The organism is Hydrogenophaga pseudoflava NBRC 102511, from assembly GCF_001592285.1.
GTDB classification, from domain to species: domain Bacteria; phylum Pseudomonadota; class Gammaproteobacteria; order Burkholderiales; family Burkholderiaceae_C; genus Hydrogenophaga; species Hydrogenophaga pseudoflava.
Map to the genome: position 1 here is coordinate 189,935 of NZ_BCWQ01000001.1, position 13,265 is coordinate 203,199.

General features: G+C 67.5%; 14 protein-coding genes and 1 tRNA gene. 5 read left to right on the forward strand and 10 right to left on the reverse strand.

The window, feature by feature from the left end; translation table 11 throughout:
* Positions 1-39 precede the first annotated feature (39 nt).
* From HPS01S_RS00975 to HPS01S_RS01010, 8 genes are all read right to left on the reverse strand, one after another.
* On the reverse strand, positions 40-465 hold the full coding sequence (locus tag HPS01S_RS00975) for a DUF6691 family protein (RefSeq protein WP_066149899.1): 426 nt from the start codon (positions 463-465) through the stop codon (positions 40-42).
* Entirely contained in the window at positions 462-944 is a 483-nt protein-coding gene (locus HPS01S_RS00980; RefSeq protein ID WP_066149902.1) for a YeeE/YedE family protein, read from the reverse strand. Before HPS01S_RS00980 ends, HPS01S_RS00975 begins: the two co-directional genes overlap by 4 nt.
* Before the next feature lie 52 nt (positions 945-996).
* Positions 997-1,072: transfer RNA gene (locus HPS01S_RS00985), tRNA-Thr, on the reverse strand.
* 24 nt (positions 1,073-1,096) lie between these two features.
* Positions 1,097-2,113: a class 1 fructose-bisphosphatase gene (locus tag HPS01S_RS00990; RefSeq protein ID WP_066149905.1), complete on the reverse strand. Its 1,017-nt coding sequence runs from the start codon at positions 2,111-2,113 to the stop codon at positions 1,097-1,099.
* An 18-nt stretch (positions 2,114-2,131) separates the two neighbouring features.
* Positions 2,132-4,831: an aminopeptidase N gene (gene pepN / locus HPS01S_RS00995; RefSeq protein WP_066149908.1), complete on the reverse strand. Its 2,700-nt coding sequence runs from the start codon at positions 4,829-4,831 to the stop codon at positions 2,132-2,134.
* On the reverse strand, positions 4,818-5,480 hold the full coding sequence (locus HPS01S_RS01000; protein WP_066149911.1) for an HAD family hydrolase: 663 nt from the start codon (positions 5,478-5,480) through the stop codon (positions 4,818-4,820). Before HPS01S_RS01000 ends, pepN begins: the two co-directional genes overlap by 14 nt.
* Positions 5,480-6,584 (reverse strand): peptide chain release factor 2 gene (prfB, locus tag HPS01S_RS21690; protein ID WP_157576022.1). Its coding sequence is split into 2 segments (ribosomal slippage): positions 5,480-6,502 and positions 6,504-6,584, totalling 1,104 coding nucleotides; the frame shifts between segments, so codons are not numbered across the junction. The genes HPS01S_RS01000 and prfB overlap by 1 nt, the downstream gene beginning before the upstream one ends.
* 54 nt (positions 6,585-6,638) lie before the next feature.
* Positions 6,639-7,556: an alpha/beta fold hydrolase gene (locus tag HPS01S_RS01010; protein WP_066149914.1), complete on the reverse strand. Its 918-nt coding sequence runs from the start codon at positions 7,554-7,556 to the stop codon at positions 6,639-6,641.
* Positions 7,557-7,591: 35 nt separating this feature from the next.
* On the opposite strand from HPS01S_RS01010, the gene HPS01S_RS01015 reads away from it, so the two are divergent.
* The 5 genes from HPS01S_RS01015 to HPS01S_RS01035 are packed head-to-tail and all read left to right on the forward strand — an operon-like array spanning position 7,592 to position 11,967.
* Positions 7,592-9,340: an acetate--CoA ligase gene (locus tag HPS01S_RS01015; protein WP_066149917.1), complete on the forward strand. Its 1,749-nt coding sequence runs from the start codon at positions 7,592-7,594 to the stop codon at positions 9,338-9,340.
* 54 nt (positions 9,341-9,394) lie between these two features.
* On the forward strand, positions 9,395-10,438 hold the full coding sequence (locus HPS01S_RS01020) for an aldo/keto reductase (RefSeq protein ID WP_066149920.1): 1,044 nt from the start codon (positions 9,395-9,397) through the stop codon (positions 10,436-10,438).
* The gene (locus tag HPS01S_RS01025) at positions 10,438-10,929 is read left to right on the forward strand and encodes an aminoacyl-tRNA deacylase (RefSeq protein WP_066149923.1); all 492 of its coding nucleotides are present in this window, start codon (positions 10,438-10,440) and stop codon (positions 10,927-10,929) included. The genes HPS01S_RS01020 and HPS01S_RS01025 overlap by 1 nt, the downstream gene beginning before the upstream one ends.
* 43 nt (positions 10,930-10,972) lie before the next feature.
* Positions 10,973-11,602, forward strand: a complete 630-nt coding sequence (plsY, locus tag HPS01S_RS01030; protein ID WP_066149927.1) for a glycerol-3-phosphate 1-O-acyltransferase PlsY — start codon at positions 10,973-10,975, stop codon at positions 11,600-11,602.
* On the forward strand, positions 11,599-11,967 hold the full coding sequence (locus tag HPS01S_RS01035; RefSeq protein WP_066149929.1) for a RidA family protein: 369 nt from the start codon (positions 11,599-11,601) through the stop codon (positions 11,965-11,967). Before plsY ends, HPS01S_RS01035 begins: the two co-directional genes overlap by 4 nt.
* Here HPS01S_RS01035 and HPS01S_RS01040 read toward each other — a convergent pair.
* Positions 11,964-12,632 (reverse strand): retropepsin-like aspartic protease family protein, encoded by a 669-nt coding sequence (locus tag HPS01S_RS01040; RefSeq protein ID WP_066149932.1) that lies wholly within the window; start codon positions 12,630-12,632, stop codon positions 11,964-11,966. The genes HPS01S_RS01035 and HPS01S_RS01040 overlap by 4 nt on opposite strands.
* Before the next feature lie 20 nt (positions 12,633-12,652).
* On the reverse strand, positions 12,653-13,252 hold the full coding sequence (locus HPS01S_RS01045) for a hypothetical protein (protein ID WP_157576024.1): 600 nt from the start codon (positions 13,250-13,252) through the stop codon (positions 12,653-12,655).
* Positions 13,253-13,265 lie beyond the last annotated feature (13 nt).

A 13,265-nucleotide genomic window follows, 5' to 3' on the forward strand; every position in this document is an offset into this window, starting at 1 on the left:
TGAAAAGCGGTTGGGATCGGCCGGTAGAGAGGAAGTTCGTCAGGTGCGGGCGCGCAGGCCCTGCAGCAGGGCGCCCAGGGCGATGCCGCCCAACGCCCACAGCAGGTCCCAGTTGCCGGTGCCCAGTCCGGCGATGGCCGGACCGGGGCAGACGCCACACAGGCCCCAGCCGGCGCCGAACAGGGCGGCGCCCACCAGGGTGTCGCGGTTCCAGACACTCACGTGCTGGTGAAAGTAACCGCCCAGCAGCGGCTGGCGCAGCAGCGCCGGGCCGAAGCGGTAGGCCAGCAGGGTGACCAGCACCGCGCCGCCCATCACCAGCATCAGTCCCATGTCCTGGAAGCGCAGGAAGCTCAGCACCACCTCGGGCCGGATCATGGTGGCCAGTGAGAGCCCGAAGCCGAACAGCGCGCCGCTGGCGAGCACGGCCAGGCCCTTGAGCGGCGTCATGTTGAAGCCGCTCATACCCAACGCCCCACCAGGTTGGCCACCACAAAGGCGGTGGCCATGAAGGTCAGCACCGCGCCCAGCGACGGCAGTTGCAGCGAACCCAGGCCGCAGATGCCGTGGCCCGAGGTGCAGCCGTTGCCAAGCCGCGCGCCGTAGCCAACCAGCACGCCACCCAGCAACAGCTGCCAGGCCGGGATGTCGGTGGAGCCCGGCGTGCCATCCGAGAAGCCGAGCCACCAGACCAGCGCCCCCAGGACCAGGCCCGCGGCGTAGACCAGGCGCCAGACCCGCGAATCGGTGAACCGCGCCTGCTGGAAGAACGGCCGCCGAACGACAAACGACCAGGTGGACGAAAACACGGTGCTCATGCCGCCCACCAGGCCGGTGCAGACGAACAGCAGGGCCACGCCCGCGCCGATCAGCAGCCCGCCGGCCAAGTAGTGGACCCAGCCCAAGGGAAACAGGGCGGCAATGGAAGAAGCGACGGCGTCCATGGCATGAATGAAATGAAAAAGCCCTGAGTCTTTCGAGTCAGGGCTTTGGGATTGGTGCCGGAGAGAGGAGTCGAACCCCCGACCTTCTCATTACGAATGAGCTGCTCTACCAACTGAGCTACACCGGCGAAGCCCGCAATTCTAGCAAAAACTCATTTCGCTGCTTCGGCCTCAAGGTGGTAGGCGGTGATGCGCTCGACCTCGTTCCTGGAGCCCAGGATCACGCTCACGCGTTCGTGCAGCTTGGTCGGGGTGATGTCCAGGATGCGGCCGTGACCGTTGGTGGCCGCGCCGCCGGCCTGTTCCACCAGCCAGCCCATGGGATTGGCCTCGTACAGCAGGCGCAGCTTGCCTGGCTTGTCCGGGTCGCGCTTGTCCCATGGGTACATGAAGACGCCGCCGCGGGTGAGGATACGGTGCACGTCGGCCACCATCGAGGCCACCCAGCGCATGTTGAAGTCCTTGCCGCGCGGACCCTCCTTGCCGGCCAGGCACTCGTCCACGTAGCGCTTCACCGGTGGCGCCCAGTGCCGCATGTTGCTCATGTTGATCGCGAACTCCTTGGTGTCGGCCGGGATCGTCACGTTTTCCTTGGTCAGCACGAACGAGCCCTGTTCGCGGTCCAGCGTGAACATGGCCACGCCGTCACCCACGGTCAGCACCAGGGTGGTCTGCGGGCCATAGACGCAGTAGCCGGCGGCCACCTGCTGGCTGCCGGGCTGCATGAAATCGGCCTCGCTCACGCCGGGGCTGCCTTCGGGCTTCTTCATCACGCTGAAGATGGTGCCGATGGAGACGTTGACGTCAATGTTGGACGAGCCGTCCAGCGGGTCGAACATCAGCAGGTACTCGCCCTGCGGGTAGCGGTTGGGCACCAGGTAGATGCTGTCCATTTCCTCGCTGGCCATGGCCGCCAGGTGGCCGCCCCATTCGTTGGCCTCGATCAGCACCTCGTTGGCGATGATGTCCAGCTTCTTCTGGACCTCGCCCTGCACGTTCTCCGTGTCGGCCGAGCCCATGACCTCGCCCAGGTCGCCCTTGTTGACGGCCTGGCTGATGCGCTTGCAGGCGCGCGCGACCACTTCCAGCAGCAGGCGCAGGTCGCCGGGGATGTGACCGTCGACGCGCTGCTGTTCGACGAGGTAGCGGGTGAGGGAAATGCGTTTCATGGAGGCTCCAGATGTCTTTTATTCGGCCAGGGCGCGGGTGACGACTTCGCGCACGTCGGCGCTCAGGTCACTCTTGGCCGCGACGCGGGCGATGGCCTCGCGGGCGGCGCTGCGGTAGGGCTCGGCCAGCTTCTTCCAGCGGTCCAGCGCGCGCGCCAGGCGGGCGGCGACCTGCGGGTTGATGGCGTCGAGTTCGAGCACGCGCTCGCTCCAGAACACGTAGCCCGCCGCGTCGCTGCGGTGGAAGCCGGCCGGGTTGGCGGAGCAGAAGCTGAAGATCACGCTGCGCGCGCGGTTGGGGTTCTTCAGGTTGAAATCGGGGTGGTTCATCAGCTGGCGCACAGCGGGCAGCACGTTGCCGCCGCGGTCGGGCGCACCGGCCTGCAGCGCGAACCATTTGTCGATCACCAGGGCCTCGTCCTTGAACTTCGTGTGGAAGCGCGCCAGCGCCTCCTGCGCCAGCGGCTGACCGCTGACCACCAGGGCCGACAGCGCGTTGAAGCGGTCGGTCATGTTGCCCGCGTCCTTGAAGCGCTGGTAAGCCTTGCCGGGCCAGACGGTGTCGCTGGTCTCGCGCGCTGCGATGCAGAGCATGGTCAGCGCCATGCCTGCCAAGGCGCGGCGGCCGCTGCTGAGTGGGTCGGGCCGGTAGGCGCCGTTGTCCTTGTGTTGTTCATAGGCCCAGGCCCAGTCGGCCTGCAGCGCTTGGGCCAGCTGTTCGCGCATGGTTTCGCGCACCGCGTGGATGCGCTGCGGATCGACCACGTCGAGCTGCTCGGCGATGTAGGTTTCTGCCGGCAGGGTCAGCACGAGCTCCTTGAGCGCGGCGTCCAGCACCGGGTGGCGCAGCACGGCGCGCATCGCGCCGATGAAGGCTTCGTCCAGCGGCGCAGCGCCCACCGGACCCTCGGCGCGCACGGCCTGCACCGCGCGGCGCAGGGCCAGTTGCTGGCCCGCTTCCCAACGGTTGAAGGCGTCGCTGTCGTGGGCCAGCAGGTGCAGCAGCTGGTCGTCGGTCAGGCCGTTGTCAACGATCACCGGGGCCGAGAAGCCGCGCAGCAGGGACGGCACCGGCTCGGCGTCGATGTCCTCGAAGACAAAGCTTTCGCTGGCCTGCGTCAGCACCAGCAGGCGGGTGCCGCGGCTGGCCTGCGATTCGCCTTGCAGCCGCAGCGCCAGATCCTGGCCCTGGGCGTCGATCAGGCCGAGCGCGACCGGGATCACGAAGGGTTGCTTCTCGCTCTGGCCCGGCGTGGCCGGGCAGCTCTGGCTGAGCGTGAGGGTGTAGCGGCGCTCGGCTGCGTCGTAGTGGCCGCTGGCCTGCAGCCGCGGCGTGCCCGACTGGCTGTACCAGCGCTTGAACGGCACGAGCTGGCGCGCCAGTTCGCTGTCGGGGTTGGCGTCGGCGATGGCCTGCGCGAAGTCGTCGCAGGTGACGGCCTGGCCGTCGTGGCGCTGGAAGTACAGGTCCATGCCCTTGCGGAAGCCGTCGCGCCCCACCAGGGTCTGCATCATGCGCACGACCTCGGCGCCTTTTTCATAGACCGTGACGGTGTAGAAGTTGTTGATCTCCACGTACTGGTCGGGCCGCACCGGGTGGGCCATCGGACCGGCGTCCTCGGGGAACTGCATGGTGCGCAGCACGCGCACGTCCTCGATGCGCTTGACCGCGCGCGCCGAAGGCTCGGCGCACAGATCCATGCTGAACTCCTGGTCGCGGAAGACGGTCAGGCCTTCCTTGAGCGAGAGCTGGAACCAGTCGCGGCAGGTGATGCGGTTGCCGGTCCAGTTGTGGAAGTACTCGTGGCCGACCACCGACTCGATGTTGGCGAAGTCGGTGTCGGTGGCGGTGGCGCTGTTGGCCAGGACGTACTTCGTGTTGAAGATGTTCAGGCCCTTGTTCTCCATCGCGCCCATGTTGAAGTCGCTGGTGGCGACGATCATGAAGCGCTCCAGGTCCAGCGGCAGGCCGAAGCGGGCCTCGTCCCAGATCACGCTGGAGATCAGCGAGTTCATGGCGTGCTCGGTCTTGTCCATGTCGCCGGGGCGCACGTAGACCTGCAGCAGGTGTTCCTTGCCGGCGCGGGTGACGATGCGCTGCTCGCGCGAGATCAGGCGGCCGGCCACCAGGGCGAACAGGTAGGACGGCTTGCGGTGCGGGTCGACCCACTTCGCAAAATGGCGGTTGTCGGGCAGCTCGCCCTGCTCGACCAGGTTGCCGTTGGACAGCAGCACCGGGTACTTGTCCTTGTCGGCGCGCAGCGTCACGGTGTAGCTGGCCATCACGTCGGGACGGTCCAGGAAATAGGTGATGCGGCGGAAGCCCTCGGCCTCACACTGGGTGAAGAAGTCGCCCTGGCTCAAGTACAGGCCCGAGAGCTGGGTGTTCTTCTCGGGCGAGCAGGTGGTGAAAATCTCCAGCTCAAAGGGCTCCGGCCCTTCGGGCAGGCTGCCCAGCACCAGGGCGTCGCCGTCCATCTTGAACGAGCAGCCGCCGCCATTGAGCACCACACGGGCGAGGTTCAGGTCCTCGCCATCCAGGCGCAGGGGTTGCGCCGGCACCTCGGTGTTGCGGCGCAGGACCATCTTGTTGAGCACACGGGTCTTGACCGGGTCGAGGTCGAAGCTGAGCTCGATGCGGTCGATCCAGAACGGGGGCGGGGTGTAGTCTTCGCGACGGATCACCATCGCAGGGCCGGTGGCCTCACGCAGTTGCATGGACGGTCTCCAGAAAACGGTTGTGGATCAGGGTCTGGTAGTCGGGAACACGGGCCAGCACATGGGGCCCGACGAGTTCTTCGGCGGCGTGCGAGCTGCAGATGCCCACGGCGCGCATGCCGGCGCGGCGCGCGGCCTCGATGCCCAGTGGTGCATCTTCAAAGACGATGCAGTGTTCGGGCTGCACGCCGAGCCGGCGCGCCACCTCCAGGAAGATCGCGGGCTCGGGCTTGCCGGGCAGGCCTTCGTCGCCGCCCACGGTGGGCAGGGTCTGGCCCAGCGACAGGTGACGGTAGGCGAAGGCCTGGTTGTGGCGGTCGCCGGCCGTTCCCACACCCACCGCCAGACCGCGCGACTGCGCCTGGCCGAGGAAGGCCTTGAAGCCGGCGATCTCGGCGAACACGGGGGCGAACAGCTCGCGGTAGATGCCTTCTTTCTCGTCGACATAGGCCTGCGCCTGTTCGGGCGGCAGGCCGCCGAACAGCTCGACCATGCATTCGATGCCGGTGCGGCCGGTGGTGCGGCGCATCAGGTCGGGCACGTCGATGTCCAGGCCGCGGCGTTCGCAGAACGCGACCCAGCTCTTCTGGTGCCACGGCATCGAATCGATCATCGTGCCGTCCATGTCGAAGATCAGCGCGCCGACCATCACACGCCCTGCTTGAGCGAGGCTTCGATGAACGGGTCCAGGTCGCCGTCGAGCACCTTCTGCGTGGCCGAGATTTCTACGTTGGTGCGCAGGTCCTTGATGCGGCTGTTGTCCAGCACGTAGCTGCGGATCTGGTGGCCCCAGCCCACGTCGGTCTTGGTGTCTTCCAGCTTCTGCTGCTCTTCCTGGCGCTTGCGCATCTCGTGGTCGTACAGGCGCGAGCGCAGGCGCTGCCAGGCGACGTCGCGGTTGCTGTGCTGGCTGCGGCCGTCCTGGCACTGCACCACGATGCCGGTCGGAATGTGCGTCAGGCGCACGGCCGAGTCGGTCTTGTTGATGTGCTGGCCGCCGGCGCCGGAGGCGCGGAAGGTGTCCACCCGCACGTCGGCGGGGTTGATGTCGATCTGGATCGAGTCGTCGATCTCGGGGTAGACGAACAGCGAGGCGAACGAGGTGTGGCGGCCGCCCGAGCTGTCGAACGGGCTCTTGCGCACCAGGCGGTGCACGCCGGTCTCGGTGCGCAGCAGGCCGTAGGCGTACTCGCCCTCGACCTTGATGGTGGCGCTCTTGATGCCGGCGGTGTCGCCCGGGGTCTCGTCCTCGACCGTGGCCTTGAAGCCCTTGCGTTCGGCGTACTTGAGGTACTGGCGCAGCAGCATGCTGGCCCAGTCGCAGGCTTCGGTGCCGCCCGCGCCGGCCTGGATGTCCACAAAGCAGTTCAGCGGGTCGGCCGGGTTGTTGAACATGCGGCGGAACTCGAGCTTCTCGACCTCGGCCTGCACGTTCTTCGCCTCGCCTTCGATGGTCTCCAGCCCGGTGTCGTCACCCTCGGCCTCGGACATCTCGAACAGTTCGCTGTTGTCGGCCAGCTCGTTGGAGAGGCGGTCAAGCACGACCACCACGTCTTCCAGCGATTTTTTTTCCTTGCCCAGCTCCTGGGCGCGTTTGGGGTTGTCCCAGACGGTGGGGTCTTCCAGCGCGCTGGTGACCTCCGATAACTTCAATGCCTTGGCATCGTAGTCAAAGATACCTCCGGAGCTCGACCACGCGTGCGCTGAGGTCGGCCAGTTGATTGCGGATGGCGTTGATGCGTTCGGCTTCCATGGTGTGTTCTCGCTGTCGGTGGCGCGGGGCGGACCCGCGAAACCCGCGATTTTCTCACGCCAGGAAGTTTTCGATCAGCTGTGCCAGTTCTTCCGGCTGGTCGTGGTGCAGCATGTGGCCGGCGTCGTCGATGTGCGCCTCGGTGAGCTGGGGCACGTGGCGCAGGCGTTCGCGGTACTGCTCCAGCGTGAACCGGCCCTTCCACCACTGGCCCAGGCTGTCGTCGCTGGCCGTCACCGAGAGCACCGGCGCGCTGATGCGCTCGTACAGGGCCAGTGCCTCGGGCACCTGGTAGAGGTGGGCGTTGACCACCTTGTGCGCCGCGTCACCCAGGATCGTCCAGCGGCCCTGGGCGTCCGGTGCGGCCCACTGGCGGGCCAGCCAGTCCGCCTTGTCTTGCGTCAGGCGCGGGTTGGTCTTCATCAACCGGCGAGCCACGCCCTCGGCGCTGTCGTAGGCCTTGAGGTCCATCTCGCCGCGGTGCAGCGCCTTGAGCTCGTCGATCCACTGGGCGTAGCGGCCAGGGGCCTGGGCGGGGCGGGTTTCGGGCATGCCGAAGCCTTCGAGGTTGACCAGGCGCCGGATGCGCTCGGGCCGCACGCCCGCGTACATCATGGCGACGTTGCCGCCCATGCTGTGGCCCACCAGGTCGACCGCCTCGCCGGGCGCGAGCGCGTCGAGCAGGAAGTCCAGGTCGGCCAGGTAGTCGGGGAACCAGAAGTTGTCGGCGGGCGGTCCGTCGCCGATGCCCGATTTCGTGAGTCCGTAGCCGCGCCAGTCGGGCGCCACGATCCAGCGAGGTGTGCGCAGCGCGTCCACCATGAACTGCCACGAGGCCGCGACGTCCATCCAGCCATGCACCAGCACCAGCGGCGGTTCACCGGCCACCGGTGTGCCCCATTCGCGCACGTGGTAGGACAGGTGGCGCACGGGCACGAAGCGGCTGCGGGAGGCGTTCAGGGCTTGATACATTCGATCCATCATAAGGAACGAGACGGAGACACGCGATGCGCCAGCGTCAACACAGCGACACCCACAAACCCCGCCCGCAGGCCGATGGCTACGCCGATCTGCACCGGCGTTTCGGCTGGAAGGTGCCGAGGCACTTCAACATGGCCGAGGTCTGTTCGCGCCGCTGGGCGGCCGACCCGGCCACGGCCTCGCAGACGGCGGTCATCGCCTGTTCGCCCGACCGTGAGGACCGTTACCACGGCTATGCCGAGCTGCAGGCGCAGGCCAACCGGCTGTCGAACGCGCTCGCAGCGCTGGGCGTGCGGCGCGGCGACCGCGTGGCCATCGTGCTGCCGCAACGCTTCGAGACCGCCGTGGCCTACATGGCGGTGCTGCAGATGGGCGCGGTCGGCATGCCGCTGTCGCAGCTGTTCGGGCCCGAGGCACTGGAGTTCCGTCTGCACGACAGCGAGGCGGTGGTGGCCATCTGCGACGCCAGCACCCTGCCGGCGCTGCAAGCGGTGGCGGCGCAGTGCCCGCTGCTCGGCCACATGATCGCGGTGGACGCCGCGGCGCCGGGTGTGCTGGACTGGTCGGCGGTGCTGGCGCAGGAGCCGGCCAAGTTCAAGGTGGTGAACACGCTGGCGGACGAGGCGGCCGTGCTGATCTACACCAGCGGTACCACCGGCAATCCCAAGGGCGCGCTGATTCCGCACCGCGCGCTGATCGGCAACCTCACCGGGTTCGTCTGCAGCCAGAACTGGTTCGGTTTTGACCCGTTCGACGCGTCGGCAACCTCGCAAGCGGTGTTCTGGTCGCCGGCCGACTGGGCCTGGACCGGTGGCCTGATGGACGCGCTGCTGCCCACGCTGTATTTCGGCCGCCCCATCGTTGGCTTCAACGGCCGCTTCGCGCCACAGACCGCGTTCGAGCTGATGCAGCGCCACGGCGTCACCCACACCTTCCTGTTCCCCACCGCGCTCAAGGCCATGATGAAAGCCTTCCCGACGCCGCGCGAACAGTTCACGCTGAAGCTCGAAGCCATCATGAGTGCGGGCGAGGCGGTGGGCGACGCGGTGTTCGCCTACTGCCGCGAGCAGCTGGGTGTGACCGTCAACGAGATGTTCGGTCAGACCGAGATCAACTACATCGTCGGCAACTGCGCGCGGCTGTACCCCGCGAAGCCGGGCAGCATGGGCAAGGGCTACCCGGGTCACCGCGTGGCGGTGATCGACGAGGAAGGCCACGAGTGCCCGGTCGGCGTGCCGGGCGATGTGGCGGTGCACCGGCTCGACATCCACGGCGACCCGGACCCGATCTTCTTCCTGGGCTACTGGAAGAACGAGGCCGCCACAAAAGCCAAGTTCACCGGTGACATGGCGGAAAGCTGGTGCCGCACCGGCGACCTCGCGGTGCGCGACGCCGACGGATACCTCTGGTACCAAGGCCGCAGCGACGACGTGTTCAAGGCCGCCGGCTACCGCATCGGGCCCAGCGAGATCGAGAACTGCCTGGTCAAGCACCCTGCGGTGGCCAACGCCGCGGTGGTGCCCAAGCCCGACCCCGAACGCGGCGCGGTGGTCAAGGCCTATGTGGTGCTGACCCCGGGCACCACCGGCGACGAGGCGCTGGTCGCCAGCCTTCAGGCCCACGTCAAGGGCAAGCTCGCGCCCTATGAGTACCCCAAGGAGATCGAGTTCGTCGACGCCCTGCCCATGACCACCACCGGCAAGGTGCAGCGGCGCGTGCTGCGCCTGAAGGAGGAGGAGCGGGCGCGGGAACGCGCAGGACAGCGTGGGCTTTGATTCGCTTCTAAACTCGCCGGCTGTCTCGCGTTTCCACCCTTTCCAGAACCACCCATGAATCACGTCACCCTCGGCCAGAGTGGCCTGTCCGTCACCCCCATCTGCCTGGGCACCATGACCTTTGGCGAGCAGGTGAACGAGGCCGACGCCCACGCCATCCTCGACCGCTCGCTGGCGCGCGGTGTCAACTTCATCGACGCCGCCGAGATGTACTCGGTGCCGGCCAGGGCCGAGACCTGCGGCTCCACCGAAACCATCATCGGGAACTGGTTCGCCAAGAACCCCGGCGCGCGGCAGAAGGTGGTGCTGGCGACCAAGGTCGCCGGCCCGGCGCGCGGGATGCCCTGGATTCGCGGCGAAGTCAGCAAGGCCGGGATCATCGAAGCCTGCGAAGGCAGCCTCAAGCGCCTGCAGACGGACGTCATCGACCTCTACCAGATCCATTGGCCAGCGCGCAACGTGCCGGCGTTTGGCGCGATCTACTTCGATCCGGCCAAGGACCGGCCCATGCCGTCCATCGAGGTGCAGCTCGAAGCCATGGCCGAGCTGGTCAAGGCCGGCAAGGTGCGCGCCATCGGCCTGTCCAACGAGTCGCCCTACGGCGTGCACGAGTTCGTGCGCATCGCCGAGCAGATGGGCCTGCCGCGCGTGGCCACGGTGCAGAACCCGTACTGCCTGATCAACCGCGCCTACGAAAACGGCCTGGACGAAACCTGCCACCGCCTGGGGGTGTCGCTGCTGGCCTACTCGCCGCTGGGCTTCGGCCTGCTGACCGGCAAGTACGACGAAACCGGGCTGGTCGGCAACCACGGCCGCATGGCCCTGTTCGACAGCATGAAGGCGCAGCGTTGGGGCAGGCCTGAGGCGTTGGCCGCCGCGAAACGCTACAACGCGCTGGCGCGTGAACACGGCCTGACGCCGGCCCAGCTGGCGCTGGCCTTCTGCTACCACCACCCCAAGGTGGCCAGCACCATCATCGGCGTGACCTCGGTGACACAACTGGAGCAGTGCCTGGACGCGTGGGGCACCACGCTGTCGCCCGAACTGCTCAAGGCCATCGACACGATCCGCTGGGAGCTGCGCGACCCGGCCCAGTGATGGCGAAGAAGCCCCACGTCAGTGAAACACCCGCCACTGCCTGGCTCAAGGCGCACGGTGTGGTGTACACCGAGCACCCCTACGAGTACCTGGAGCACGGTGGTGCTCAGCACAGCGCGGCGGTGCTGGGCTTCGACCCGTTCGCGGTGGTCAAGACGCTGATCATGCAGGACGAGACGGCGAAGCCGCTGGCCATCCTGATGCATGGCAACCGCACCGTCTCCACCAAGAACCTCGCCCGGCAGATCGGCGCCAAGTCGGTCGAGCCCTGCAAGCCCGAGGTGGCCAACCGCCACAGCGGCTATCTGGTGGGCGGCACCTCGCCGTTCGGCCTGAAGCGCGAGATGCCGGTCTACGTGGAGTCGACCGTGCTCGAATTGCCAAAGATCTGGATCAACGGCGGGCGCCGCGGCTTTCTGGTCGGCATCGATCCCGCCGTGCTCGTGGGGCCGCTGGGCGCGAAGCCGGTGCAGTGCGCGCTGGCAGAATAGTTGCCCGCGCCGCCGCCGTGCGGCGTCAACAAGGACGTCGAACGTGGAATTCCTGACCCCCGCCATCGCCACCGTCGTGGCCTACCTGATCGGATCGCTGTCGTTTGCCGTGGTCGTCAGCCGCCTCATGGGGCTGCAGGACCCCCGCACCTACGGCAGCAAGAACCCGGGCGCCACCAACGTGCTGCGCTCGGGCAGCAAGAAGGCGGCCATCCTCACGCTGCTGCTGGACGCGCTCAAGGGCTGGGTGCCGGTGGTGGCCGTGAAATGGTGGGGCGAGGCCTGGGGCCTGGGCGATGGCTCGGTGGCCCTGGTCGGGCTGGCGGCCTTCCTGGGTCACCTCTGGCCGGTGTTTTTCCGATTCGAGGGCGGCAAGGGCGTGGCCACCGCGGCGGGCGTGATCATCGGCTTCAACCCCTGGCTGGGGCTGGCCTCGCTGCTGACCTGGGTGATCGTGGCCTACGCGTTCCGCTATTCGTCGCTGGCGTCCATGGTCACGGCCATCTTCGCGCCCACGTTCTTCCTGTTCGGCAACCACGTGGCCTGGACCGCACCGTCGACCCAGGTGCTGGCGCTGGCGCTCATGGCCCTGCTGCTGATCTGGCGGCATGCGGAAAACATCAACCGCCTGCTCGCAGGCAAGGAAAGCAAGCTGGGAGCGAAGAAGTCATGAGCCACGACACCACCCGAGAGATTCAGCGCCACGGCATGGCCGCGCGCTACAGCGAAGCCGCCGTGTTCAACGGCGTGGTCTACCTCGCCGGTATGGTGCCGGAATGCGAGGCCACCGACATCCGCAGCCAGACCGCCGACGTGCTGGCCCAGGTCGAGCAACGGCTGAAGGACGCGGGCAGCGACAAGTCGCGCATCCTGCGCACGCAGATCTACCTGACCGACATCCGCGAGATCGGGGCCATGAACGAGGTCTGGGACGCCTGGGTGGTGCCGGGCACCGCGCCGCCGCGGGCGACGGTGCAGGCCGCGCTGGCCGATCCGGCCTGGAAGATCGAGATCGTCGTGACCGCGGCGCAGGTCTAGAAACGTTTCTCCAGCGTCAGCTGGTCGTTGTTCTTCTGCATCTGGAAGCGGTTGAGGAAGCTGTTGCCCAGCAGCACGAAGGGCATGGGCTGTGGCGAGACCACGGCGTCCACGTCGTAGGCCACGACATCGCCCACCCGCACCGACGCCAGACGGATCAGGTAGCCAGTGGACAGGCCATTGGCGGTGCTCATCTGGATGCGGCGCCCGTGGTCGTACTTCAGGTTGATGCGCCGGGCTTCGGCCGCCCCGAGGGCGACGGTGGTGGCGCCGGTGTCCACCAGAAACTTCACCGACTTGCCGTTGATCTGGCCATCGGGCAGGAAGTGGCCGCTGGGGTCGGCGGTCAGCACGATGCGCTGTCCTCCCCCGTCCGAACGCCCGTTGCCGACGCTCACCGGCGCCGCGCCCACCTGCAACACGTGTCGCTGGCCCTGGATGTCCACGGTGGCCGAGTCACCATCCACCGACAGGAGCTTCACTCCCTGGTGTGTCTGTCCGGCGACCAGGAACTTTGGTGCAGCGCCGTCGACCACGAGCAAGGCCTTCTGCCCAGACACGCCGGACAGTGCCACCTGTGGTGAGGTCTGGGCGGCCGCCTGACCCGCGAGCAGGGCCAGGAGCAGGGCGGTCGACACGGCGTGAAAGACGGGCTTCGTCGACATGCATCCCCACGTGGTGAGTGTCAGCGGCCGCTGCCGACCGCCGAATAGATATCGGTGTGGCGGTTGTCCAGGAAGGAGCGCAGCTTGACCGGCGCGCTCTTGCAGTTGTCCGTGTTGCGCGCCGCATCGTTGCCGGCCCGCGTTTGAAGGGACTGCTCCAGCAGGGCGACGATGTCGCTGACACCATCGGCACGCTCGCGCGTGGTGGTGTACTTCTCGATCAGCCGGTCGGCGGTGCCGATCGCCACCGCGTGCTGCTGGCGCCACTCGTTGTAGACCTGCTCGATGCCGGCCACATGCGCGGCCGCGTGGGTCTTGCAGAACTCGATGCCTTTGCGCATGCCCAGATCAAGCCCTGCGATCTTGAGGGCCGCCATCAGCCGGTCCCTTTCTTCGGGTGTCTTGAATCGTTTGTCCAGAGGCTGGGTCAGATCGACCGGGGGGCTGTTGCCAGCTTTCGGCGCCTGCAGCGGCTGGCTTCCGGGACCACATTCGCTGTCCTGGAAGATGGTGGCGCCATCCGGGGCCTTGCACTTGAAGACAGCGGCGAGAGCCGGCCCGCCGAGCATCAGCGGTATTGCCAGGACCAGCGCCGGGACAGGACAGAAGGGGCTGCGCATGAGGCGAGGGAGC

Excerpts from the sequence above, each read along its gene's own strand:
- HPS01S_RS00975 (WP_066149899.1), bottom strand. The coding sequence starts at position 465 with ATGAGCGGCTTCAACATGACGCCGCTCAAGGGCCTGGCCGTGCTCGCC.
- HPS01S_RS00980 (WP_066149902.1), bottom strand. The coding sequence starts at position 944 with ATGGACGCCGTCGCTTCTTCCATTGCCGCCCTGTTTCCCTTGGGCTGG.
- HPS01S_RS00990 (WP_066149905.1), bottom strand. The coding sequence starts at position 2,113 with ATGAAACGCATTTCCCTCACCCGCTACCTCGTCGAACAGCAGCGCGTC.
- pepN (WP_066149908.1), bottom strand. The coding sequence starts at position 4,831 with ATGCAACTGCGTGAGGCCACCGGCCCTGCGATGGTGATCCGTCGCGAA.
- HPS01S_RS01000 (WP_066149911.1), bottom strand. The coding sequence starts at position 5,480 with ATGGTCGGCGCGCTGATCTTCGACATGGACGGCACGATGATCGATTCG.
- HPS01S_RS01010 (WP_066149914.1), bottom strand. The coding sequence starts at position 7,556 with ATGTATCAAGCCCTGAACGCCTCCCGCAGCCGCTTCGTGCCCGTGCGC.
- HPS01S_RS01015 (WP_066149917.1), top strand. The coding sequence starts at position 7,592 with ATGCGCCAGCGTCAACACAGCGACACCCACAAACCCCGCCCGCAGGCC.
- HPS01S_RS01020 (WP_066149920.1), top strand. The coding sequence starts at position 9,395 with ATGAATCACGTCACCCTCGGCCAGAGTGGCCTGTCCGTCACCCCCATC.
- HPS01S_RS01025 (WP_066149923.1), top strand. The coding sequence starts at position 10,438 with ATGGCGAAGAAGCCCCACGTCAGTGAAACACCCGCCACTGCCTGGCTC.
- HPS01S_RS01035 (WP_066149929.1), top strand. The coding sequence starts at position 11,599 with ATGAGCCACGACACCACCCGAGAGATTCAGCGCCACGGCATGGCCGCG.
- HPS01S_RS01040 (WP_066149932.1), bottom strand. The coding sequence starts at position 12,632 with ATGTCGACGAAGCCCGTCTTTCACGCCGTGTCGACCGCCCTGCTCCTG.
- HPS01S_RS01045 (WP_157576024.1), bottom strand. The coding sequence starts at position 13,252 with ATGCGCAGCCCCTTCTGTCCTGTCCCGGCGCTGGTCCTGGCAATACCG.